The 22,324-nt window shown below is 59.4% G+C and carries 20 protein-coding genes and 1 pseudogene; 9 read left to right on the top strand and 12 right to left on the bottom strand.

Annotated elements, in window-relative coordinates:
* The first annotated feature begins 269 nt into the window (after positions 1-269).
* Genes ACOFKT_RS01840 through ACOFKT_RS01830 form a run of 3 tightly spaced genes read left to right on the top strand, consistent with a single transcriptional unit; the run spans position 270 to position 4,140 of the window.
* On the top strand, positions 270-1,169 hold the full coding sequence (locus ACOFKT_RS01840) for an exosortase/archaeosortase family protein (RefSeq protein WP_419805737.1): 900 nt from the start codon (positions 270-272) through the stop codon (positions 1,167-1,169).
* Positions 1,166-1,798 carry an exosortase C-terminal domain/associated protein EpsI gene (locus ACOFKT_RS01835; protein ID WP_419805736.1) on the top strand — a complete coding sequence of 211 codons (633 nt, stop codon included), beginning with the start codon at positions 1,166-1,168 and terminating at the stop codon, positions 1,796-1,798. Before ACOFKT_RS01840 ends, ACOFKT_RS01835 begins: the two co-directional genes overlap by 4 nt.
* A 47-nt stretch (positions 1,799-1,845) precedes the next feature.
* Positions 1,846-4,140 (top strand): tetratricopeptide repeat protein, encoded by a 2,295-nt coding sequence (locus ACOFKT_RS01830; RefSeq protein WP_419805735.1) that lies wholly within the window; start codon positions 1,846-1,848, stop codon positions 4,138-4,140.
* A gap of 172 nt (positions 4,141-4,312) precedes the next feature.
* Here ACOFKT_RS01830 and ACOFKT_RS01825 read toward each other — a convergent pair whose 3' ends face one another.
* From ACOFKT_RS01825 to ACOFKT_RS01815, 3 genes are read right to left on the bottom strand one after another with little or no spacing between them, the layout of a single operon-like run.
* Positions 4,313-5,473, bottom strand: a complete 1,161-nt coding sequence (locus tag ACOFKT_RS01825) for a glycosyltransferase (protein ID WP_419805734.1) — start codon at positions 5,471-5,473, stop codon at positions 4,313-4,315.
* 55 nt (positions 5,474-5,528) lie between these two features.
* Positions 5,529-6,887, bottom strand: a complete 1,359-nt coding sequence (locus tag ACOFKT_RS01820; RefSeq protein ID WP_419805733.1) for an O-antigen ligase family protein — start codon at positions 6,885-6,887, stop codon at positions 5,529-5,531.
* 38 nt (positions 6,888-6,925) lie between these two features.
* Positions 6,926-8,041, bottom strand: a complete 1,116-nt coding sequence (locus tag ACOFKT_RS01815) for a glycosyltransferase family 2 protein (protein ID WP_419805732.1) — start codon at positions 8,039-8,041, stop codon at positions 6,926-6,928.
* A 106-nt stretch (positions 8,042-8,147) separates the two neighbouring features.
* Here ACOFKT_RS01815 and ACOFKT_RS01810 point away from each other — a divergent pair, with 106 nt between their 5' ends.
* On the top strand, positions 8,148-8,849 hold the full coding sequence (locus tag ACOFKT_RS01810; RefSeq protein WP_419805731.1) for a YdcF family protein: 702 nt from the start codon (positions 8,148-8,150) through the stop codon (positions 8,847-8,849).
* 167 nt (positions 8,850-9,016) lie between these two features.
* On the opposite strand, the gene ACOFKT_RS01805 is transcribed toward ACOFKT_RS01810, so the two are convergent.
* A complete protein-coding gene (locus ACOFKT_RS01805; protein WP_419805730.1) occupies positions 9,017-9,595 on the bottom strand; it encodes a hypothetical protein in 579 nt (192 codons plus the stop codon).
* Between the two features lie 839 nt (positions 9,596-10,434).
* Between ACOFKT_RS01805 and ACOFKT_RS01800 the strand changes: the two are divergent.
* From ACOFKT_RS01800 to ACOFKT_RS01790, 3 genes and pseudogenes are all read left to right on the top strand, one after another.
* Positions 10,435-11,715: pseudogene (locus ACOFKT_RS01800) on the top strand (ISNCY family transposase); the annotation flags it as partial.
* Positions 11,716-12,164: 449 nt separating this feature from the next.
* A complete protein-coding gene (locus ACOFKT_RS01795) occupies positions 12,165-13,004 on the top strand; it encodes an MBL fold metallo-hydrolase (protein ID WP_419805729.1) in 840 nt (279 codons plus the stop codon).
* A gap of 77 nt (positions 13,005-13,081) precedes the next feature.
* Complete coding sequence (locus ACOFKT_RS01790) at positions 13,082-14,017, top strand: alpha/beta fold hydrolase (protein WP_419805728.1); 936 nt, start codon at positions 13,082-13,084, stop codon at positions 14,015-14,017.
* 109 nt (positions 14,018-14,126) lie between these two features.
* On the opposite strand, the gene ACOFKT_RS01785 is transcribed toward ACOFKT_RS01790, so the two are convergent.
* From ACOFKT_RS01785 to ACOFKT_RS01765, 5 genes are all read right to left on the bottom strand, one after another.
* Entirely contained in the window at positions 14,127-16,361 is a 2,235-nt protein-coding gene (locus ACOFKT_RS01785; RefSeq protein WP_419805727.1) for a xanthine dehydrogenase family protein molybdopterin-binding subunit, read from the bottom strand.
* Positions 16,358-16,864 (bottom strand): FAD binding domain-containing protein, encoded by a 507-nt coding sequence (locus tag ACOFKT_RS01780; protein WP_419807078.1) that lies wholly within the window; start codon positions 16,862-16,864, stop codon positions 16,358-16,360. The genes ACOFKT_RS01785 and ACOFKT_RS01780 overlap by 4 nt, the downstream gene beginning before the upstream one ends.
* Entirely contained in the window at positions 16,831-17,355 is a 525-nt protein-coding gene (locus ACOFKT_RS01775; RefSeq protein ID WP_419805726.1) for an FAD binding domain-containing protein, read from the bottom strand. The genes ACOFKT_RS01780 and ACOFKT_RS01775 overlap by 34 nt, the downstream gene beginning before the upstream one ends.
* A complete protein-coding gene (locus ACOFKT_RS01770; RefSeq protein ID WP_419805725.1) occupies positions 17,352-17,873 on the bottom strand; it encodes a (2Fe-2S)-binding protein in 522 nt (173 codons plus the stop codon). Before ACOFKT_RS01770 ends, ACOFKT_RS01775 begins: the two co-directional genes overlap by 4 nt.
* 330 nt (positions 17,874-18,203) lie before the next feature.
* Positions 18,204-19,292, bottom strand: a complete 1,089-nt coding sequence (locus tag ACOFKT_RS01765; RefSeq protein ID WP_419805724.1) for a catalase family protein — start codon at positions 19,290-19,292, stop codon at positions 18,204-18,206.
* 58 nt (positions 19,293-19,350) lie between these two features.
* On the opposite strand from ACOFKT_RS01765, the gene ACOFKT_RS01760 reads away from it, so the two are divergent.
* Positions 19,351-19,746, top strand: a complete 396-nt coding sequence (locus ACOFKT_RS01760; protein WP_419805723.1) for a winged helix-turn-helix transcriptional regulator — start codon at positions 19,351-19,353, stop codon at positions 19,744-19,746.
* 39 nt (positions 19,747-19,785) lie between these two features.
* Here ACOFKT_RS01760 and ACOFKT_RS01755 read toward each other — a convergent pair whose 3' ends face one another.
* From ACOFKT_RS01755 to ACOFKT_RS01745, 3 genes are all read right to left on the bottom strand, one after another.
* Positions 19,786-20,151 (bottom strand): HNH endonuclease, encoded by a 366-nt coding sequence (locus tag ACOFKT_RS01755; protein WP_419805722.1) that lies wholly within the window; start codon positions 20,149-20,151, stop codon positions 19,786-19,788.
* A gap of 90 nt (positions 20,152-20,241) precedes the next feature.
* Positions 20,242-20,445 carry a hypothetical protein gene (locus ACOFKT_RS01750; RefSeq protein WP_419805721.1) on the bottom strand — a complete coding sequence of 68 codons (204 nt, stop codon included), beginning with the start codon at positions 20,443-20,445 and terminating at the stop codon, positions 20,242-20,244.
* Positions 20,445-21,041 (bottom strand): recombinase family protein, encoded by a 597-nt coding sequence (locus ACOFKT_RS01745; RefSeq protein WP_419805720.1) that lies wholly within the window; start codon positions 21,039-21,041, stop codon positions 20,445-20,447. The genes ACOFKT_RS01750 and ACOFKT_RS01745 overlap by 1 nt, the downstream gene beginning before the upstream one ends.
* 748 nt (positions 21,042-21,789) lie before the next feature.
* Here ACOFKT_RS01745 and ACOFKT_RS01740 point away from each other — a divergent pair.
* Positions 21,790-22,302 (top strand): hypothetical protein, encoded by a 513-nt coding sequence (locus tag ACOFKT_RS01740; RefSeq protein ID WP_419805719.1) that lies wholly within the window; start codon positions 21,790-21,792, stop codon positions 22,300-22,302.
* Positions 22,303-22,324 lie beyond the last annotated feature (22 nt).

The raw sequence follows: 22,324 nt of genomic DNA, 5'->3' as shown, positions 1-22,324 counted from the left end.
TCACATCTTCACCGCTGCCCAAAGCATTTTGACAGCGGCTCCTTCGCTCGCCCGAACACCGTCAGCGCAAACGCCGCACACGCGGGTTCACGCTACCTTTGTCCAAGTCACGCGTCCATCAGACGCTGGCGATGAAATCAATTGCTTTAGGATAGTCCGGCTGATACAAATTTCCGAGAGAAATTTTCGCCATGGAGTCGAATTTACCGGGATAGGCTCCGCAAGACCTTGGCCACCGCCGGGATTTTGTCTATTTGCCTTAGCAACGTATGAGTGAAGCCGCTGTTCTAAATCCGACCGCGCCCACACGCCAGGTGCGCGCATTACCGAGCGCCGCGGCTGTGCCTTTCGCGCTTCTGCTGCTGCTCGCCGCCCTGCTGTATGCCGGAGTCGGAGCAAAGCTTGTCTATGACTGGTACGACCTGCCGGACTTTTCGCACGGCTTTATCGTTCCATTCTTTTCCGCGTTTCTGATTTGGGAACGCCGCAAACGCATCGCCGCCACCCCCATCCTGCCGTCGTGGGCTGGGCTGCCGCTGGTGTTCGTGTCGTTGTTGATGTTGCTGACCGGGCGATTTGGGGCGGACCTTTTCCTCTCGCGCCTGTCGTTTCTGCTGCTGCTGGCCGGCGCTGTGTGGACCGTCGCCGGAATGCGCATGCTTCGCGTGCTGACTTTTCCGATCGGCGTTCTGCTGCTGGCCATCCCGCTGCCGGCTGTTCTTTTCAACCAGCTCACCTTTCCGCTGCAGATGCTCGCATCGCGGGTCGCGGCGGACATGCTGCCGCTGGCCGGGGTGCCCGTCCTGCGTGAAGGCAACGTGATCAACCTGCCCGCCATGCAGCTGGAAGTTGCGGAAGCCTGCAGCGGCATCCGCTCCATGATGAGCCTGTTCACCGTTGCCGTCTTCTTCGGCTACCTGTTCGAGCGCGGCACTCTTCGGCGCGTCTTACTCGCGTTGTGCAGCCTGCCCATCGCCGTTGCCGCCAATGCCCTGCGCATCTTTGGCACCGGCCTGTGCGTGCAGTATTGGGACCCAGATAAAGCCATGGGCTTCTTTCATGAGTTCTCCGGATGGCTCATGTTTCTCGTGTCTCTGGCCTGCCTTTACCTGATCCACCTGGCGACGCGGCGTTTTGGCCGCGGCAACACGGTTTCCAATCCCGCATGAAATATCCCCAACTTTGGACAGTCGTTTCGCTCCTGGCCTTGACGCTGCTTCTAGTCAAGCTCCGCGGGGACACCGATCGCGTGCCGCCCAGCCGGCCCTTGGCGGAGTTGCCCACCCAATTAAATCAGTGGACCAGTCGCGATATCTCGATTCCGCAGGAAACTCTGGACATCCTGGGCAAGGGCGTCTTCCTGAATCGCATGTACCAGGGGGGTCAGGCCGACGTCGGCCTCTTCATTGGCTACTTCCCGACCCAGCGCTCCGGCCAATCGATTCACTCACCACAAAACTGCCTTCCCGGCGCGGGCTGGAACTTCGACAAAGCCGGCACCACGGAACTGCATGACGTGGGCGGCACGGACCGTGTCGGTGAGTACCTGATCTCCAACGGTGCCGTTCGACAGGAAGTTCTGTACTGGTACCGCAGCCACGGCAGCAACATCGCCAATGATTACTCCGCGAAATTCCACATGCTGAAGGATTCCATCGTGTACGGCCGCACCGACGCCGCGCTGATCCGGGTGATTACTCCTGTGGTGCCCGGCGAGTCGGTCGCCGCGGCGCACGACCGCGCCGTTCGCTTCACCGAACAATTGCTCCCGCTTTTACCCGCTTATATCCCAAATTAGTTGCAGCGCACCGCACCAGCTTTCCGGTACGCTCAGGTTTACCACTCATGACCCAGCGCTTTTTGTCTTCTGCCGCCCCTGCCCTGCTCGCCTGTAGCGTGTTGCTGTCCGTCACCGGATGCAAAAAAGATCCCAACGTCCAAAAACAGAAGTACGTCGACAGCGGCGAACGCTACATGAAGGATGGCAAGTACCGCGAAGCCGGTATCCAGTTCGCCAACGCCATTCGCATCGATAAGAACTTCAGCAAGGCGCACTACGACCTGGCCAAGACGTATCTGCAGATGGGCGTTCCCATCAGCGCCTACCAGGAACTGCTGCGCACCGTCGATCTGGATCCTTCGAACAAGCAGGCGCGCCTCGATCTAGGCAAGATGCTGATCGCCGGCGGCGTTCCGGATCGCGCCATGGATCAGGCAAAGGCCGTGCTTGCCATGGATCCGAACAGTGCCGAGGCCTATGGTCTGCGGGCAGAGGTCGAACACACCCGCAAAGACGACGCAGCCGCACTGGACGATGCCAAGCACGCCCTGCAATTGGCGCCCAATGACTCCGCCCTCCACACCCTGCTCGGTGTCCTGCAGGCCGTCAATCCAACCAGTCCGTCGACCGGCGACGCAAAAGCCGAGTTGCAAAAAGCCATCGACCTGGATCCGAAGAACGCCTCGGCGCGTATCGCCCTGGCCGAGGTGCTGAGCAGCACCGGCGACACGAATGGTGCGAAGCAGCAGTTGCAGCAGGCCATTGCCGCAACGCCCAACGCGCTTCAGCTTCGCATGGCTCTGGCCTCGCTCTACCGCAAGCAAGGCGATACGGCCGGCGTGGTGCAAACGCTACAGACTGCCGCGAACGATTTGCCGGACAACGAAAGTGCCGTCGCGATGCTGAAGGACTACTACCTTTCGCAGAACAATACCGCGGACGCGAAGAGCGTTTATGGCTCACTGATGCAGTCCCACCCGAAGAGCGTACCCATCAAGATCGCCTACGCGCAGATCCTGATGCAGTCCGGCGACACTGCCGGGTCGCAGGCGATCGTCACGGAGCTTTCCAAGAACGAAAGCAAGAACCCGCAAGTCGAGGTGCTGAACGCGTTACTGCTGCTCAAGCAGGGCAAGGTCGACGATGCATTTGCCCTCCTGCAGAAAGGCGTCCGCAACTCTCCGGAGAACGTTCCGCTTGAGCTGCTCACGGGCCGCACCGCGCTTGCCAAGAACGATCCGAATATCGCGGAAACAGCGTTCCGGGCCGCAACACGTGTCGACCCCACCAACCTGGAAGCGCTGAAAGGGTTAGCCGCCGTCGCAATGGTGCACGGTGACAGCAACACCCTTTCCCAGGTAGCCAGCGACGCGCTCAGCGCCCACCCCGGCGTGGAAGATGCGTACCTGTGGCGCGCAACCGCCGCAGCCAGTCAGAAGGAATGGGCGCACGCGCAGGCCGACATCGACAGCGCGCGCAAGCTGAACCCGAACGATGTGCGCGCGCTTTTGCTGCAGGGGCAAATCCTGCTCGGACAACAGAAGCAGACGGAAGCCCGCGCCGCCTTTGAATCAGCCCTGCAGAAGGATCCCCATTCCGCGGAGGCGCTCAGTTCGCTGACCAGCATGGACGTGGCCGCGAAGCAACCCAAGGCCGCCCTGGACCGCGTGAACGCCGCCCTGCAGCAGCAGCCCGGCAACCCGCAGCTGCTCTATTTGAACGCGATGATCCAGATGTACATGAAGAACTACCCCGCCGCCCGGGAAGCCGCGGAGAAGGTAGTGCAAGCCAATCCGGGGAACGAGAACGCCGTACAGCTGTACTCGCAGGCGTTGGTGGCCACCGGCGGCACCGACCAGGCGCTGAGCTTGTGGCAGAACTGGTTCAAGAGCCATCCGTCCGACGCCCGGGCGGCACTCGTTCTGGGAACGCTGGAAGAGGCGAAAGGAGACACGAGTAAGGCGCAGGATTTCTACAAGCAGGCTCTGCAGATTCATCCGCAGGACGCCGCCGCCAGCAACAATCTCGCATTCCTGATGGTGGAAAACGGCGGTAATTCCGACCTTGCGCTCAGTTACGCGCAGAGCGCCCGCAAGCAGATGCCGACCTCACCCAATACTGCCGACACGCTGGGATGGGTGTACTACCACAAGGCAACCTACTCCATGGCGCGCGACCTGCTGGAGGACGCGGCTCGCCAGGCGCCTGAGGACGCGAATATCCAGTACCACCTGGGCGCAACCTACGCGAAGCTGGGCGACAAGACCAACGCCCTGCAGCACCTGAAGCAGGCCGTCACCCTTGCACCCGACAGCCGCGCAGGAAAGAGTGCCGCGGCCGCGCTTGCACAACTCGGGTAAATACGGCAGCAACAGCCGGACGTAACCGGCGCGGTGCAACCTGCCAATCAGGCTGCACCGCACCGGTCACTGCTCCACTCGGTATTTGCAACTCATGTCTGCTTCGATCTGCGCAGCCCTCGGAACCAGGCCAAGATCACCGCTTCAGAGACCCCAGCTCACTTGAAGCTCCTTACCCCGGTGGCGCTGACGGCAGCTTGAGCCCGGCCCGGGTAAACGCTTCCATCAGTCCTCGAACCATGGCCGCTTCGCTGAACACCTCCGCGGCGCGCACCTGGCCGGCGTCCCCCATCCTGCGGCTCTGCTCCGGGTTGTCCAGCAGGCGCAGCATCGCTCCCGCGAGCGCTTCCGGCTGCTCCGAAGCCACCAGCAATCCGGTCACCCCATCCTGCACCGCCTCCGCATTCCCGCCCACCTTGGTCGCCACGACCGGCAGACCGGCGGCCATCGCCTCGACGATCGCGTTCGAGAAGCCCTCCGACCGCGACGGCAGCACAAACACCGAGGCACGGCGCAGGAGCGCAAGCGGCTGCGCCACACCACCCAGAAACTGCACGTGAGCGCCCAGTCGCAGGGCAGTCACGCGCTGCTGCAGATTCGCGAAAAACTCCGGCTCCAGCGGCTCGCCCGCAAACCAAAACTGCGCCTCCGGGTAGCTTCGCAGCACAATGGCGGCTGCCTCCACGAGCGTGTCATGCCCCTTCACTCGACGGATGTTGCCCACCGTCACGATAACCGGTACGGCCGGCCACGTGCGTGGGCCTTCGTCCGTTGCGACGTTCACGCCGTTGTAGACCAGGACCACCCGCGCCGGCGAGATGCGGTCCACCTCCACCGCATGACGGCGAACCTCCTCGGACACGGCGATCACGGCGTCCGGCAAGGACCGCAGCCATCGGTAGGCAAGCCTGTGTTTCGGCTCGCGCAGGATGCCCATATCGCGACGATTCCAGATCAGGCGAGCGCGAGACAGCGCCTTCACCGCAATGCCGCCGAACAGGTTGCTGCTCTCAAAAAACGTCATCACCACGCCAGCCTTCGACCGCCGCAGAAAAGCTCCAAGCTGCCAGGCACTCTTCAGCGCCGCAGGCGCAAACACGTTGTGCAGCGGCAGCAGATAAACGGGGCACGGTGCCGTTCGCAGCACCTCCGGATCGCACAACACCTGGAAGGTCAAAATCGACACACGGAATCCCGCGTCTCCCAGCAGCCGCGCCGTCCGCAGCACCACCCGTTCGCCGCCCCCCAGCACAGCAGGAAACTGGTCCACCAGCAGCACCACATGCGGACCATCCTGCTTGCGCCAGGGCGTTCCGCGCAGAGACTCGGACAACAGCGCTACAGGGATTTCTTCCGGGGTGTCACGCGCAGATCTGGCAACATCCGGACTAGCGCACACTGGCGGTCAGCCTCGGCGGCTGCACCATCGCACTGCCCCTGTTACGCATCCACGCGGGCTTGCCGGTTTCCGGGTCGCGCAACAGCACGTCGGCGCGCAACACGCCGCCCATCAACACCCAAAGCAGGCCGTTGATCTCCACATAGGTCCAGCGGTCGCCAAAGCCGTTGGCGACCAGCGACGTCACCATCGCCAGCACAAATCCAAGACCGACCGCCTCAAAGAGTGGGTCCTTGCCCTTTCCCTTTCGAAAGACTCGGAAACCTGTGCTGACCATTTGGAAAACCAGCACCCCGAAGATGGCGAACCCGATCAGTCCCATTTCCACCAGCACCTTCACGTAGTAATTGTGCGTATCTTTCAGGTCTGCCGTGTGTTCGCTATACATGAATGCGCCGAAACCGATACCCACCACGGGGCTGTGCACGAACATGTCCTTGGACTGCTCCCAAAGATCGACACGCTCCTGCGCCGACGATTCCAACTGACCGGAGGAATTGTGCGTCATGTCAACTCGTTCGCTCACCGCGGCCGGCACCAACGCCTTCCACGTCACCATAAAGACCGCGAGAACTAACAACAGCTTTCGATCTTTCAGCAGGGCCAACACGGCAACCGCGACCAGCACCGCAATATACGCCGCCCGCGAGAAGGCATAGAGCGTCGTCACCATGGTTAGCCCGGTCAGACCATACAGGATTACCTTCACGCGAAACCGCTTCAGCACCGCCGCGCAGCCCCAGAAAAACATGCCAAACTGCGCAAGAAATGCGGCAAGCTGGTTGGGTCCGTAAGCGATCGGTCCGCTTGTGCGTTTGTTCTCATCGAACACGGCCCAGCTATGCGAAAGGCTCTCCAGCAACGCGCTGCGGTCCACCAGAAACAGGGATACTGCGATCAGAATCAGAACGGTCCGCAGGTGCTGGCGCGTCTCAATCACCATGCCGGCTGCGACCAGCAGCAGCGGCAGCACCATATAGTCTTTCCACAGCACAAAATTGTTGTCCGACAGCCACAGGGGTGCCGGCGCGTTTCCCAGCGCCGTGCCGATCCACATCGACAGGTACATGTACAACGCGAACAGCACCCATGTCAGGTACATTCGCGACGGTGGTGGACGCTTGCCCTTGATGAAGGCGCCGATCAGAATGCACACCACAAGGATCGTCACCGTCTGTGAACTCAGCGGGTAGTCCGCGAAGTGCTCGCGCATGGTGCGGTATGGCAGAAACGGCATCACGTAATACAGCCCATACAACGGCCGGCCCGTGAGCGAAACCACGCACATGACCCAGAAGCCTAGGTAGGCGATCGTGGGAATGAGATGACCTAAACCGGTGCCGAACATGCCGTTTCTACCTGCGATCTAACTGTACGAGCATAGCGTCAGTGCCACACGCTTTCCCGCGTCAGAAATTTGTAAAACGCCATCGCCGCCGCCACATTCAGCATGATGAACGTGGTCGGGATTGCAATCAAACGCCATCGCCGCAGACCAGGCGCGACGGTTCCCGCGGCCGCCAGCGCAAAGAACACGATCTGCAGCACCAACAGCACGTGCATGACCGGATTGCGCGACACCGCCGAAGTCACCAGCATCGCCACCAGCAAAAACGGTACGAGCAGACGCAGCAGCTTGTGGCTCACAAAGCGGAACAGCAGCGGATTGCGGAGGCTCAGCAGCCAGGGCGCCAGTTGCACAAGCTGCAGGTTGCCCGTCAGCGTTCGCACCTTGCGGCGGAACTCCTTTCCAGGCTCGGCAAAGATGCGGTCGCGCGCCACCGCCGCCGGCTGAAACAGCACGCGGTATCCCCGTCGCGCGACCTGCATGGGTACCAGCACGTCGTCCAGCACCAGTCCTGCGGGCAGCGGCTGGTACAACAAACGCCGCATCAGGTAGATCGCCCCGGTCACACCCACGACCGACCCGCTCTCGCTTTCCATACGCCGGACGGCCTTTTCGATCTTCCAATAAATCCCCAACGCTTCGCCTGACGGCACGCCATTCGTCTCTTCCAACAGCAGTTCCCCGCTCACCGCTCCCACCGCAGGGTCGGCAAGCGGTGGCAGCAGCCGTCGCAGTGCATCGCGGTCCAACTGCTGCCGCACATCCAACATCAACAGCAGTTCGCCGGTCGCGCGGCGTACACCCTGATTCAACGCCAGTGCCTTGCCCCCGCTTTCGGGCAGCAACACCGCTTCCACGCCGGGATGCCGTGACAACACCTCCGCCGTGCTGTCCGTCGACCCATCCGAGACCACCACAACCTGCAACAGGTGCGCCGGGTAATCCAGCTCCGCAAGGTTCGCGAGCTTGGCCGCCAGATGTTGCCCCTCGTTGCGCGCCGCCATCACTACGGAAACCGTCGGCTCCCATGCCGCTGCCTGAACCGCGCGCCGCTGTGCCAGGAGGCGCAGCAGCAACCAGTACCCGGCATAGGCGTAGAAGATAAGAGCGAAACAGGCAAGAAACATCCAGTCCGCGGTCCCGTGTGGAAACATGCACCCTTAGCATAGTGTTTCGGCACCTCGCCAGCCGGCATCACACCGGCCGGTAAGGTGAAATGTACGCAGTTGAGACAAGCTGCACCTGGAGGCAACCTGCAGAGTGACCGGAAGACGAAAAGCTTTAACCGCTACCCTGGCCGCGGCCGCCGCAGGTCTCGGCTGTGCGGCCTGGTGGAGCTTCGCCACCACAGCAAGCGGCAACCTCGGGCCGGGACCGGCGGACGCGTTGATCGTTTTTGGTTCTCCGGCTGAGATCAATGGCGAGCCTTCGCCGATGCAGACCTGGCGCGTGCGGGAAGCCGTCGCGGAATACCAGCGTGGCGCGGCCGCGCATGTCATCTTCAGCGGTGGCCCCACTGCAAACAAGTTCGTCGAAGCCGACGTAATGTCCAGGAAGGCTGTCGAACTGGGCATTCCCGCTGGGGCAATCTCTACCGAGAGACACTCCCGCACCACCATCGAAAATGTTCGCGGCGTTTCCGCCATCATGCTGGCCCGTGGCTGGACAAGCGCCGAACTGATCAGCAGCCCCGACCATCTTCACCGTATTGCCGTAATTGTGGGGCCGGCGCCGTTTCGCTGGCGACTGCACGCCGCTCCCACACCCGGCCGCGGGCGCATCGCAACCGCGTGGGCCTATGCCGAAGAAGCCGCGGCGACCCTGGTGCTGCGAACGTTTGGCTCCGCTGCGGAACCGGTTGTTCACGCCGTTGCCGTCTGCGAACACGGGCTGTTCTTTCTACCCAGATGGGTCGTTTGGAAGTTGCGACACCACGCCCCGGCACATAGCACGGGGCGTTGACCCGGTCGGGTGCGGACCGTTCTCTCAATATCGTGTGGAAGCTCTAGACGGTTCGGCAAGACCATTGGCAGCAGCACGCCTGTGCAAGACGCGATTCGGTTCGCCGGGCGGGGCCTCCGGGTCTGCTTACAGACCCATGAGGACCACCAATGCGATCCGGGTCTGCGTTACAGAGCGGAAGCGCTGAGTTCCAGCGCATCCAGAGCCTGACCGCGCCGGAGGCCGCGTCTTCCCACCACAACCAGAAACGCCACACCGGTCAACAGAAACAGCCAGGTCTGCGGCTCCGGTGCTTCGCTCGGCGGCAGTTCCGCCTGCTGTACCGGCACGTTCAGCAGCGCCACCGTCGGCGCGCCGCTGTTCAGCTCCAGCAGGTAAGGACGCGAGTCGTCCAGGTCCAATGCCAGCGTCTCGTCCGGTGTCTGCTCCAACATCGCAGTTTCTACCGGCGCGGACTCAATCGAAGGCATCTCGCAGGCAAACGAAACCATGTCCTCCACCTCGCGCGTGGACACAATCGGTTTGCGCTTGGGTGGCACATAGTTCGGGTGTTGCTTACCCCACGCTACCCAGCGAGCCACAGTGGTTTTCGAGTAATGCGGCCACTTGACTTCCGTGATCACGCGCTTGACCGCGCGCTGGCACGGTTCGACCGCGCTTACACCCACGGTAATGGCGCAGCAGAGCAGGACGCCGAGGGCTATCCATGCGGAGATACGAACTTTGTAACGTTTGACAGGCGGCATAGGAGGCGGCAGAAGGTCGAACAATGGAGTAACTCCACTCAGATAAACACAGTTTTCTACGTTTGCAGGGTCGAATGCCCCAAAAGTCGTAGCTTGTTGCCTTTAGGCGACTACTCAAAAAGCGCAAAAGCGGCGCTGCACATGTGCAGTACGCGGCGCGAAAAGAAACGCAAACTGTTTCGCTGATTATGACATAGCCGCGCCACTGCACCCGAAAAAATTCGGACGCGTGTCGCTGCTGACTGCCACAGCAGCCCAAATTCGATTTGGGCTGCTGCCCACTCAGTCGAGCCGCGCCGATGAATCTTCAACACCGTCACGGACTACGGCACGTCCGCACCCAGCTACAGCCCCACCGCACAGTTCGGAATACTCACCCGGTGCATGTAGCGCGCCGATGGCAGCATTGGTGGGCCCACCAGGACTTGAACCTGGAACCAACGGATTATGAGTTGCCTATTAACAGCGTAAGTGCAACAAAACAAAGGGTAGTGCTTCGTAATTGAGCGTAGGCGTAAGTAGTTGAGAAAACGTAGCTTAGAGTAGTTTTTCGACGCTTGGCGAAGCTGATGAGTGTACCGCGTTTGTGTACCAGTATGGCCAACGGCCTCATTGAGACGAAGTGGATCGGCTCATGAATGGGCGATCGCCCCCGGCCGTTACGGAGGAAAGCTTTACACGCAGTCACAGATACAGAGCAATCGGCATAGAAAACAACCTTCGTCCGATAGGAAAGATTCTGCATAGTTGCTATGTAAGAGCAAAGCGAAACTGTCGTAGCTGTGCAAAGCCAAAATGTCGCCGAACGTCCCTCTTAGCTGGGACTGTGAGGCGATGGATTGGGCTGGGTACAGATGAGCAAGAAGGACCTGCAACGGATCGAAGTTTTGTCCGAGGTGCTGGCCGGTCGGCGGACGACGGAGTCGGCCGCGGGCGTGTTGAACGTAAGTCTTCGGCAGACGCAACGTTTGCTGGCCAGGTATGAGGACGGCGGCGGCGCGGCGCTGATCCACAAGGCGCGAGGCCGTCCCGCAACGAACACGTTCAACGTCGGCGTCCGTGATTACGTGCTGGAGCTGGTGCGGCAGAACTATCGTGACTTCGGTCCAACGTTGGCCTCCGAGGCGTTACTGGAGCGCCATAGTATCGAGGTCTCACGCGAGACGTTGCGCAAGTGGATGGTCGAAGCCGGGCTGTGGCTGTCCCGCAAGCAGCGAAGAACATTCCATCAGCCCAGGCTGCGCCGCGAGAGCTACGGAGAGCTGGTGCAGATCGACGGCAGCCAGCATCGGTGGTTCGAAGATCGGGCTGAGCCCTGTACGCTGCTGGTCTTCATCGATGACGCAACCAGCAGGATCATGCAGCTGCGCTTCGTTCTGAGCGAGAGCACGTCGTCCTACTTCGAAGCGTTGCAAGGCTATCTACAGAGCCACGGCTGCCCTCTTGCTTTCTACTCCGACAAGCATTCCGTCTTCCGCATGAACCGTGATGCAGCCGGTGGATCCGGCATAACTCAGTTCGGGCGCGCACTGGGTGAGCTGAACATCGAGATCCTGTGCGCGAACTCTAGCCAGGCGAAGGGCCGCGTGGAGCGTGCCAACCGCACGCTGCAGGATCGGCTCGTGAAGGAGTTGCGACTCTCTCAGATCAGCACCGTGGAAGCCGGCAACGACTTCCTGCCCGGGTTCATCGATCGGTTCAACGAACGCTTCGCCGTGGTGCCAGCTAAGCCAGACAACCTGCATCGCAAGGTCCACCTGCCAACGTCGGGGTTGACCGACATCCTGTGTCATCGCGAGCAGCGCTACCTCAGCGCGCAGCTCACCTTCCACTACGACCGCAGACAGATCATCCTGGAACGCAACAAGACTTCGGAAGAACTTGCGGGCAAGTATGTCGATCTCTACGACTACACGGATGGACGGTTGGAGGTGCGATGGAAGGGTGTCTCTCTTCCCTATCGCGTCTTTAGCAAGGATAAGCGCGTGAAGCAGACTGCGATCGTTGAGAACAAACGACTAGGACACGCGCTCACCATCGTGAAGGCACAGCAGGACCTCAGGCATGAGACGAAGGTGTTGAGCAACAGCGAAAAGACCGGCTATAAAAAGCGAATACGAAATCTCTACGGACCGGACTTCATCCAAAAACCGCTCGCGCAAAAAGCGGTGGAAATGCCGGCCTGAGGAAAGCATGGAAAACGGACGGGAAGCTGTCCGTCTCCCACCCTTCCCACAGACCTTGGAAATCACTTCGTGATTTCACACATTCCCACCGCACCACGACGACGGAACCTATACTGACATTTCTATTGGGCGCAGTACCCTGTCATTTCTAATGAGCAGCAACAGGCTATGTAGCTGCCAAGTAGAAATGTCACCTCTCTGCCAAGTCATTCAGCCCCGGCCCGATCCTGCGGCTCTGGTGAGGGCTTGTGACAGCTAGTCCTTCGCTCGCGTAGTGCAATCAGTGTTCAGCATTCTAACGATTGCAACCTCCGGTGCGCGATCACTGCAGAATCGGACGCCAGCAGGGTTCTTTTGCATCCTAGGTCGCAGAGGTGGTCGCAATGGACAAAGTCGAAATCAGTGATGAGCAGATTGTGCCGATCGACGCGATCGCGGAAGGTCTGAGCGGACTGAAAATCACTTTCGTAAATGTCTTCGGGCTACAGCACCAGGATGGTAGCTGGACCTTGATCGATACAGCTCTTCCCTTTTCCGCGGGTCGGATCAAGAGTTGGGCAGAGAAGACGTTCAAACGTCCTCCCAACGCTATCGTTCTAACGCACGGACATTTCGATCATGCAGGTGCAGCAAAGGAACTTTCAGAGCAGTGGGACGTGCCTGTGTACGCCCATGCGCTCGAGTTCCCGTACCTTACGGGCCTAAAGGAATACCCCGCCCCAGATTGGAAAGCGGGTGGAGGGGTGATGCCGCTCATGTCTCCAACTCTTCCTCGAGGCCCCATCGATCTGGGCTCCAGGCTGAAAAAGTTGCCAGGCGAAGGTAGCGAGTTGAGTTTGGCAGAGATGCCGGGATGGAAGCTCATCCACACGCCCGGACACACGCCGGGCCATGTGAGCTTCTTCAGAGAGAGCGATAGGACATTGCTGGTGGGAGATGCATTCTGCACCACTAAGGCGGAGAGCTTCTTCGCGGCCAATCTTTTCCAGCCAGCAGAACTGCATGGGCCGCCGAGCTATTTCACGTCAGACTGGGGTGCGGCAAAGGTGAGCGTGCGCAAACTTGCAGGTTTGGAACCTGTAACGGTCGCGCCAGGACACGGAAAACCACTGGCCGGGGCCGAGGTGCCTCAAGCCCTTCACACGTTGGCGGATAACTTCGAACGTATCGCGACGCCTAAGGACGTTCTAGAGGGAACCCAGGCCGGGGAGACATCGCTGTAGCTTATTAGGGGTGAGCTCCTTCGTTATGCTCGCATGGCGAGCGAAGTTACCTAAGAGAATCGCGCATCCAAGCGAACATGAAGTTCCATACAGTTCGTCGCGGATCAGGTAAACCCCTCTTACTCGTACATGGCATCGGCGGAAGTTGGGCATCCTGGGAGCCGGTCATTGACCGGCTTGCCGAGGGCGGTCGCGAGGTCATCGCTGTTGACCTCCCAGGCCATGGCCGAACGCCGCCACTCTCCGGCCCCGTCTCCATTTCAACGCTCGCTGACGCAGTCACTGAGTTCTTGATAGGAGAGGGTCTGCTCGGCATCGATGCGGTTGGAAGTTCGATGGGAGCACGCCTTGTTCTTGAGCTTGTTAGGCGGGGCGGCGTGCTCGGCGCTGTTGTCTCACTCGATCCGGGAGGGTTCTGGGAAGGCTGGGAAGTTCCCGTCTTTTATTACTCAGTGGCGGCGTCAGTACGGCTCGTGCGAGCATTGCAGCCCGTGATGCCTGCCACCACGAGCAATCCGATTGGTCGCACCGCACTGTTTGCTCAATTCTCTGCACATCCCTGGTCCATTCCCTCCGACCTTGCGCTTACAGAGATGCGGTCGTTCGCAGCGTCTCCTTCATTTGATGAGCTTCTCGAAAACTTAGCCCATGGTGAGGCGCAGCGCGGTAGCCCCAAAGGCTCGGTGGTGGCTCCTCTTGTGATCGGCTGGGGCGAAGACGACCACGTATGTCTACCGCGCCAAGCCACCCGAGCGATATCCAAGTTTCCGGACGCGCAACTCTACTGGTTCCCGAACTGCGGCCACTTTCCCCAGTGGGATAGCCCAGAGCTAGCCGCACGTTTGATACTTGCAGCGACCTCCGGAGATCCATTACCTCAGCCGGAGAGAGGGTACAAATCTCCATTATCTGCTCGGATGAAATGGGCTTTAGCAGTCTCGCTAGCAGTCGCAGTTGCAGCCGTTGCTATCGCTGCGTCCGTGCCTCTGAAATCTAGACAAAGCTCACTCTAGGCGAAACGCAATCCGTTGTCTTTTGCTTCGCTCTCGACGCCATGCTAGGAAGGGGATCCAAGATCGACCCCCCATCCTGCACTGCGGACACCATCCTTGGAATGCAGCCTCAGATGAGCTTGTCGAGCGTGATAGGCAGCTCGCGGATGCGCTTGCCTGTCGCGTTGTAGATTGCGTTGCCAATGGCAGCAGCTACGCCGACAAGTCCGATTTCTCCAAGGCCTTTCGCACCGATCGGATTTACGATGTCGTCCTCCTCTTTGACGAAAATGACCTCGATGTCATGCACGTCGGCGTTGACCGGCACGTGGTACTCGGCCAGGTTGTGGTTCATGATGCGGCCGAACTGATGGTCGGTTTCGGCCTGCTCCTGAAGCGCCATGCCAATGCCCCAAACGACGCCGCCAAGAATCTGGCTGCGGGCTGCTTCGTGATTGATGATGCGGCCGCCCGCAATCGCGCTCACCACGCGGCAGACCGATACGGTCCCGAAATCTTCGTCCACCTCCACTTCGGCAAATACTGCAGAGTGGGTGTAGCTCTTGTAGCCGTGCTGCTTCAGGAAATTCGGCCCCGTCTTGGTCTTCTCTGCGATCGGTTCGCCGTCGCCCGATGCCAGCGCGGCAGCCAGGGTCACGAACTTCGTGGCGTCGCCGCGCAACGAGATGCGTTCGTTAACGAACTCCACATCTTTGAACGATGCGTGCTTCAAGGGCGAATCGCCCAGACCGGAGGCGAGCTTGAAGACCTTTTCCGCAACGGCTTTGCATGCTTCTGTGACAGCTGTTCCTACAGAAGAAACGGTCCAGGAGCCCCCTTCGAGCGGTGCTACCGGTAGCTCCGAATCCCCCAGCTTCACAATCACCTTTGCAAGCGGCAGACCGAGTGCTTCGCCGGCAAGAATCGCCATCACGGTGTAGGTTCCGGTGCCGATATCGGCCGTGCCGCTGGCAATAGTCAATGTGCCGTCCGGCGCAAGTGTTGCTTTCGCGGAGGCTGGCATTTGCGGCGATTCCCAAACACCGCCGGCCATGCCGCGCCCAACCAAGGCGGTGCCACGGCGTTCCGTACGCGGCGTCGGCTTGCGTTCGTTCCAGCGAAACATCGCCGCTCCCTGCGCGTAACAGGCTTTCAACTCCTTGCTGGAATACTTCTTGCCGTGGTTCTGGTCTTTCTCAGCGTAGTTTTGGAGCCGCAGATCGACGGGATCGCGACCCGTCGCGATGGCCAGTTCGTCCATTGCCGTTTCTATCGCCCAAACGCCTTGCACAGCGCCAGGAGCACGCATATCGCCCGGAGTAGAAATGTCCATGGAAACCGTCTTTTCTTCCATGGTGGCGTTTTCGCAAAGGTAGCTTAGACCGCTCCAGTTTGCGATGACTTCGAAGTAGTTCTCATAACGCGAGGTGGCTTGCAACGATTCGTTGTGCATCGCGAGAAGGGTGCCGTCCGTGTCGGCACCGAGGCGAATCTCCTGCAGCGTTTCCGGGCGGTGGCTGAGAGTGAACATTTGGTCTCTCGTGAGCGTGAGCCGTACCGAACGCTTCAGAGCCTTCGCCGCCATCGTCGCAAGGATGAGCTGGTATTGCGGCCGCAGTGCCGATCCAAACGCGCCTCCAACAAAGGGACTTTCTACACGGACGTCGTCCTTGGAAAGGCCGAGCGCATTGCATACCAGGAGCTGGCTGTTGCTGACACTTTGCGTTTTGTCGTAGATCGTCATCGTCTCGTCTTCATTCACGACGACGGTGGTGGCGAACAGCTCAATCGGATTGTGGATCTCCGTGGGCGACAGGTACCCTTTGGCAAGCTTTACGGGCGCGTCGGCATACGCCTGAGCCGAATCGCCGCGGTTCTTGGGTGGCGGCTCGATGCCTGCGCGGTTGGACTTCTCAACCTTCTTCGCTTCCTGCACGGCGAAGGTCATGTCCGTCTGGTGCGTCAGTGCCTTGTACGACACTTCGACCAGCCTGGACATGGCCCGTGCTGCCTCAAACGTTTCGGCAACACAGAGCGCAACCGGCTGACCGCTATGATGAATCTTTTCGTCGTACAAGGGGCGAAGCGGCTTGCCGTCGGTGGGGGCGTCCTCGTCAAGGTACGACTTGTTGAACCAAGCCATGTGCGGCCGGTTTTTGTGGCTGAACACCTCCACAGCGCCGGTTACCTTCATGGCCGCAGCGGTGTCGATGCTGTCGATTTCACCATGTGCAATCACACCTGAAACAACCACCGCGTACAACATGTCTGGCGCGAAGAACTCTGCGGCGTACTTGGCAGCGCCGGACACCTTGGCTGGTCCGTCGATACGATTCACGTCTGTGCCGATCAGATGGGTGTTCATGCCTGTTCTCCTTCGTGGGCTGCCTGCTCCAACGCACGCACTACGGTGACCGGTGCCAGCTTCAGTTTGAAGTCGTTTTCTCCGAATCCCTGCGCACCCGCTAAAAGAGCGCGCTGGAACTCATGGTAGGTGTCGCGGTTGGCAGCCTTGCCGATCAGCAACTCCTGCTCCAGCTGCGGATTTCTCCAAGGCTTGTGTGCCACGCCTCCGAGCGCGACGCCTGCCTTGGCAATTACTCCGTCCACGACTTCAAGGCCCGCCGCTACAGAGACCAGGGCGAACGCGTACGACTGCCGATCCCTCACCTTGATATATGCGGAGCGGCCGGCATAGCCGGTCTTGGGCAGATCGACGGAGGTGATGATTTCGTCCGGTGCCAGTGTGGTTTCGATTTCGGGATGGTCTCCGGGCAGGCGGTGGAATTCCTCAAAGGGAATGCTGCGACTGCCGCCCGGGCCCGTCACCTGAACTACAGCTCCCAGCGCGGCGAGTGCCACACACATATCGGAGGGGTGCGTCGCGATGCACGACACGCTTGTGCCGAGGATTGCCAGGGTGCGATTGATACCCTCTTTGCCGGACATCCGGTTCCAGGCTCACGTTTGTTGCAGGGCGTCGCTGTGTCGTAGAAGTAGACGCAGCGCGTGCGCTGCAGCAGGTTGCCGCCAGTGGTCGCCTTGTTGCGGAGTTGCGCGCTGGCACCGGCCAGGATGGCTCGTGACAGCACTGGGTAACACGTCGATACAGTTGGATGGTAAGCAACATCGCTGTTGGTCACCAGCGCACCGATCCGCAGACCGCCGTCCGGCAGCTCCGAAACCTCACGCATGGAAAGCCGATTCAGATCCACCAGGGCCGACGGTTTCTCGACGTTGTACTTCATCAGATCGACGAGGTTCGTTCCGCCGCCGATGAACTTCGCCCCGACGTGCCCCGCGACAAACCGGGCAGCACCGTCCAGACCTTCGGCACGTACATACTGAAAGTTGTTCATCGCCCACCTTCCGTCTGGCCCATGCTCATGACGTGCTTCACCGCTGCGACAATGTTCGGGTACGCTCCGCAGCGGCACACGTTGCCGCTCAATTGTTCCCGAATGTCCGCTTCTGTCTTCACGTGGCCTTCCTTCAGCATGCCTACAGCGGAGCAAATCTGACCCGGCGTGCAATACCCGCACTGGTAGCCATCGTGATCCACAAAGGACTGCTGCATCGGGGAAAGGTTTCCTTCGCTCCCGAGACCTTCGATCGTCGTGACTTCATCGCCATCGTGCATCACAGCGAGGCAAAGACAGCTATTCACGCGTACACCGTTCACCAGCACGGTGCATGCCCCGCACTGGCCGTGGTCGCAGCCCTTCTTGCTCCCTGTAAGTTGCAGTCCCTCCCGAAGCAGGTCAAGCAAAGAAGTCCAGGGCTCAACCTGCAACGTGTGGGAACGGCCATTCACCGTCATTTCTGTTGTGACGGCCAAACCCGCCCTCTCTCCCAATGCCTGCTGTCCGGTCGTCATGCTTCCTCCGAAGGTGCCTGCGTTCGCTCTCTTGCGTGTTGATTTAGATGCAACTGGGCAGAGGTGCCAGGTCTGCCACCGTACGTCAAGGTGTCGCTACGCACCACCTGAGGTGTAGTGCTATTACCACGCGTAAGTCATCTATGATGAGTAATATACGTCCGGTAACGATGGGTTTGTATAGTTGACCTGTATGCGCTCTTCAGAAGCGTCATGTTCCCTCTCATCAAAACTGTAAGTTCAAGAGACGGGTTGGGTACGAAGGAGTAAGTGAGATCAGCAACTCCCGTACCGTAGGGTTCTTCGGTACGGGAGTCGATTCGGCAAGGATCAATTTGCAGCGAGAGCGTTGGCGTTGGCTGGCTCCGTTGTTGAGTTGCCGCTTTCTGAACGACGTACTTGCGACAATGCCTGATACGCGACGCGACGCGCACGGTTGATGGAGCCAAGTGGCTGGTGAGCGACGAGCGAATGATCCGGCGAGAAGGAAAGTGGCTCAACGAAGCTGTCTCGCGCTGAATCCCATGCAGTCTGAGCAGGAATGATGAGCCGTGCTACTTCTTCATACTGCGACAGTTCTTCCGGCCAGGGGCTTGTAGCGTCTTCAATCGACATCTCATCCGTGTTCGTGTTGAGCTGGACACGGAAGCTGTACTCTGCCGCGTTTACCTTCAGAAAAGCATTGCAGTCTTCACGCAGAGCGTCCGGCGTCTCAGGATCGAACTTGTCTGCAATAAGCGCTTCGAGTGCTGGCGTGTCTGGAATGACTCCGTACTTCGCTACAAACTCACCGTGCCGGAAAGCAGTTTGAGAATACTGCGCTTCCCCGAGAGGATGAACAAGGGGATGACCGAAGAAGTCCAGCTTTGCAGAGTTCACACCAACAGCGTTCAACGCCTCATTCGTGACGCGGGAGATCGTTGAAACGATGCCCTTCGTGGTGTCCGACAGCTTGGGTGCAACCTCTGCATTAGGCTTGAAGGCCTGCAGGAATGCTTTTGCATTCCCTGAGATGAACTCCTTGCCGGGAGAAAGCACAAAATCCTGCGTGTCGGCAGTGTGTCCCGACAGCTTGGGTCCTTCGACACCAAAGACCTTGATCGCCATCCCGCGTGTGCTGTTTACCTTGGAGTCGTCCAGCAGTTCGCCCGGAGCAGAAGCCATACGCACCAGCACGTCGTAGGAACCGGGTTTACTGAACAGTCCTTGTGCGAGCTGCGTTGGAAGATCCTGGCGCACAACGAGCGTGCCCTTAAGGATGGCGTGAGCCTTGGCATGGGAGATGCGGATTGGACGGCCGTATTTTTCACGGGTGAGGTCCTGCCCTTCCGTCATCAGCTTGACAATCTTCTGAAAGGTTTCTTGTTCATCGGGTTCAGGCTGCTCTACGGCGGGAGAGTACAGGAGGTGATTCGGCATTGGCGGGTCCTGGGCTTTGGGGTAACAACACCCTTACTGTAGGAGGTAAGCTAATCAAATGACAAGAACTGACCAGAAGGTGGGGTACTTACCAAAAGGTAAGGTGAAAGAAACACCAGGTCACACCAAGGATGATTGGTCAGCAGATGCCGCAGAGGAGGCTTTTACCCTCCTCGAGGGACGCTGGAAGATGATGATCGTCTTCCACCTGTTCGACAAGGGAGTGATGCGCTTTTCGGAGTTGGAGCGTGCCATCCCACTCGCTTCGCAGAAGATGCTCATTCAGCAGCTCCGCTTCCTTCAGACAAATGGCGTCGTCCATCGCACGGTCTATCCCGAAGTGCCGCCCAAAGTCGAATACAAACTGACGGAACTCGGGCTAGACTTGCGTCCTGCACTCCAGGCGCTCGTGCGATGGTCTGAAACGCGAAGGGAAGTTTCCGCGGCTAAGTAAGCAGCATGCCGTAAGCAATCGAAATCTACTTGGATCCGCTCATCTGAACTGCCGTCTCAGGCCGTCCATGGGGTCCAAAAATAGCGGCATTTTCTTCCCTATTAGCTGCGGACGGCTGAAGTCGAGGGCAATCTGCTCCTGCCCGTCAGGGTTCTGCTCCCGCCACAGCTTCAGCAGTAGAGGCGGCATAACGGAGAGCGCAGCCTTTGTGCGATGAATCTTGGCATGACAAGCGGGACAGAGGGCAATCATCAGGTTGAGGACGGATTTGCCTGGCACCCGGTGGTGCACGATGATCTCCCGCTTCCCTCGCCCGGAAGCGTCGCAGACGCGACAACGGTAGCCGTCACGTTCCAGCACCACTTCCCGCAGGCCGCCGAAGTGCTCGGCATCCTGCCGCTTCAAGGTGTAGCAGGTCGAGCACAGGCCCAGCGCAAGGATCTTTGCCCTTCCACACGGGCAGTGCATGGCGGTCTGTCGCGGCGTCTTCATCGGTCACATCAGATAGAACTTGCTTGGCTTCTCCAGAATAGTCACATCGACCAGCCAACCATGCACTTGGTAAAACCTGCCATCGTCGCAGCGTAGCGTGAAAACCGACTCCATGTCACAGGTCTCTGTCTCTGGGTCGAAGCTCTCGCCGCCGATCACTTCCCCCTCTACATCGGTGCCATGGATCGTACTGCAGAGCACACGCATCACTTCCCTCCCTTCAGCTTCGGAGGAGTTGGCTTGGGTGGCGCTGCCGAAGCTCGCAGGCTGCGTACGATCGTAGAGACCGAGACCTTGAACTGGGTGGCGATCTCCTGCCGAGTATGGTCGTGACTGTCCCACATGGTCTTGACGACCTTCGCCTGCTGCGGAGTGAGCAGGCGGCTTCTGCCTCCCAGCCGACCGCGAGCCCTTGCCGCAGAGAGTCCTGCCATGGTCCTCTCCCGGACCAGTTCCTTCTCGAACTGGGCCAGTGCGGCAAAGAAGTGGAAGACCAGCCGGCCTGCAGCTGTGCTGGTATCGAATTTCTCTTTGAGGCAGACGAAGTGAACAGCGTTCTTGTCGAGCCCGTCCACGATCCGAAGCAGGTCACGGATGGAACGGCCAAGCCGGTCCAGCCGCCACACCACGAGCGTGTCTCCCTTCTCCAAACGCTCCAGGCACTTCTCCAACTCCGGCCTGTCAGCGGCACCGCCGCTCACTTTCTCCTGGTAGACGCGCTTGCAACCGGCCTTACGCAAATCTGGAAGTTGGCCTTCTGTGTTCTGGTCTTCCGTTGAGACACGGGCGTAGCCAATGACCATGTCTGACGCTACCATAAACGTCCAGCGTGGACAGCTAGATTATGACTTGAGAAAAGAGCGTGTTTTGGGTAGAAATCGTCAACAAAATGGGTGAGCTGCAGATGCGTTCACAAACCTTCGTTTGTGAACGCTCGCTCTGGTGCCGGTCCCGAAGGTTCTGTATAGCGAAGCTGCACGAGCCTTTGTTACATGGTCATCTAATTATCTTTCGTGGATTGCCTGACAATCCATGGAGCTGCTCGATGCAGGTCTTCACTTACGCTTTTGCGTGGGCATTCCTGAGCTGCTATGTAGTTAGAAACCTTCCCGTCCTCAACGGATGCGATCTGACCGCAACGCGCACACTGGGCAATCCTCTTTCCCCCGGTGACGCCATTGATGAACAAATGTTTAGCCATGTCCCAAGTGTAAGAAAGATTCGCTGCAGCGCATACTCGAGGCGAACGCCGTTGTGCGGAAGTTGCCGGTGTACGCTTTCACAAACGTTCGTTTGTGACGATCTTCAGTACCTCCGTGTCGCAGCTTGTTGTCTGACCGCTTGCGACACGATCGTTGCACTCGGCGTACCTTGACGAGACCGATGCACTTTCGAGAGCTGGGCTCCGGCTGATACAGTGGCGAGGCCGGAGGGTCTATGCGGAAACGGGTGTCTTTCTTGCTCCTCGTTGCACTGGTCATTTTGCCAGCTGGATTTGCAAAGGACAAGTCGAAGCCTAGCTTACCCAGTTACATCCTCAAGGCAAAAACGGTGAGCGTCCTGATCGACCCGAACTCAGGTGTCGATGTAAAGGATCCCCAGGCAAACCGGGTCGCACAGAAAGACGTGGAAACAGCTCTACTCAAGTGGGGAAGGTTCGAACCTGTAATCGACTCTTCCACTGCGGAGTTGTTGATCGTGGTGCGACGAGGCAACGGAAAGGTCGTAAATGCCACACTACCAGCCCCACAGCAGAATCGCAGACCCAGCGTACTCAGTGGGAACGACAGCGACATTCTGGTAGGAGGTCAGCGCGGGAATCAGCCGAACTCGCCGAACAACCCGGACACGTCGCTCCCTGGGAGACCGCACCCGCAGACGGAAGTTGGTGAGCCGGACGATTCCTTTCTGGTGTACGAGGGGCAGCAAAGTAATGCTCTCGACTCAAACCCAGGTTGGCGCTACGTGGCCACGGATGGACTTCGGTCGCACAGCGTACCGGCTGTGGATGCGTTTCGCAAAGCCATTGAGGATGCGGAAAAGGCTGCCGCCGCCAAACCGTAAGCTGCATCGTCTCCAAACGCAT

This window comes from Terriglobus sp. (genome assembly GCF_965201105.1).
Lineage (GTDB): Bacteria > Acidobacteriota > Terriglobia > Terriglobales > Acidobacteriaceae > Terriglobus.
The sequence above is the reverse complement of the archived record's forward strand: the minus strand, read 5'-3'. Positions and strand labels throughout refer to the sequence as shown.

Excerpts from the sequence above, each read along its gene's own strand:
- ACOFKT_RS01840 (WP_419805737.1), top strand. The coding sequence starts at position 270 with ATGAGTGAAGCCGCTGTTCTAAATCCGACCGCGCCCACACGCCAGGTG.
- ACOFKT_RS01835 (WP_419805736.1), top strand. The coding sequence starts at position 1,166 with ATGAAATATCCCCAACTTTGGACAGTCGTTTCGCTCCTGGCCTTGACG.
- ACOFKT_RS01830 (WP_419805735.1), top strand. The coding sequence starts at position 1,846 with ATGACCCAGCGCTTTTTGTCTTCTGCCGCCCCTGCCCTGCTCGCCTGT.
- ACOFKT_RS01820 (WP_419805733.1), bottom strand. The coding sequence starts at position 6,887 with ATGTTCGGCACCGGTTTAGGTCATCTCATTCCCACGATCGCCTACCTA.
- ACOFKT_RS01815 (WP_419805732.1), bottom strand. The coding sequence starts at position 8,041 with ATGTTTCCACACGGGACCGCGGACTGGATGTTTCTTGCCTGTTTCGCT.
- ACOFKT_RS01805 (WP_419805730.1), bottom strand. The coding sequence starts at position 9,595 with ATGCCGCCTGTCAAACGTTACAAAGTTCGTATCTCCGCATGGATAGCC.
- ACOFKT_RS01795 (WP_419805729.1), top strand. The coding sequence starts at position 12,165 with ATGGACAAAGTCGAAATCAGTGATGAGCAGATTGTGCCGATCGACGCG.
- ACOFKT_RS01790 (WP_419805728.1), top strand. The coding sequence starts at position 13,082 with ATGAAGTTCCATACAGTTCGTCGCGGATCAGGTAAACCCCTCTTACTC.
- ACOFKT_RS01785 (WP_419805727.1), bottom strand. The coding sequence starts at position 16,361 with ATGAACACCCATCTGATCGGCACAGACGTGAATCGTATCGACGGACCA.
- ACOFKT_RS01780 (WP_419807078.1), bottom strand. The coding sequence starts at position 16,864 with ATGTGTGTGGCACTCGCCGCGCTGGGAGCTGTAGTTCAGGTGACGGGC.
- ACOFKT_RS01775 (WP_419805726.1), bottom strand. The coding sequence starts at position 17,355 with ATGAACAACTTTCAGTATGTACGTGCCGAAGGTCTGGACGGTGCTGCC.
- ACOFKT_RS01770 (WP_419805725.1), bottom strand. The coding sequence starts at position 17,873 with ATGACGACCGGACAGCAGGCATTGGGAGAGAGGGCGGGTTTGGCCGTC.
- ACOFKT_RS01765 (WP_419805724.1), bottom strand. The coding sequence starts at position 19,292 with ATGCCGAATCACCTCCTGTACTCTCCCGCCGTAGAGCAGCCTGAACCC.
- ACOFKT_RS01760 (WP_419805723.1), top strand. The coding sequence starts at position 19,351 with ATGACAAGAACTGACCAGAAGGTGGGGTACTTACCAAAAGGTAAGGTG.
- ACOFKT_RS01750 (WP_419805721.1), bottom strand. The coding sequence starts at position 20,445 with ATGCGTGTGCTCTGCAGTACGATCCATGGCACCGATGTAGAGGGGGAA.
- ACOFKT_RS01745 (WP_419805720.1), bottom strand. The coding sequence starts at position 21,041 with ATGGTCATTGGCTACGCCCGTGTCTCAACGGAAGACCAGAACACAGAA.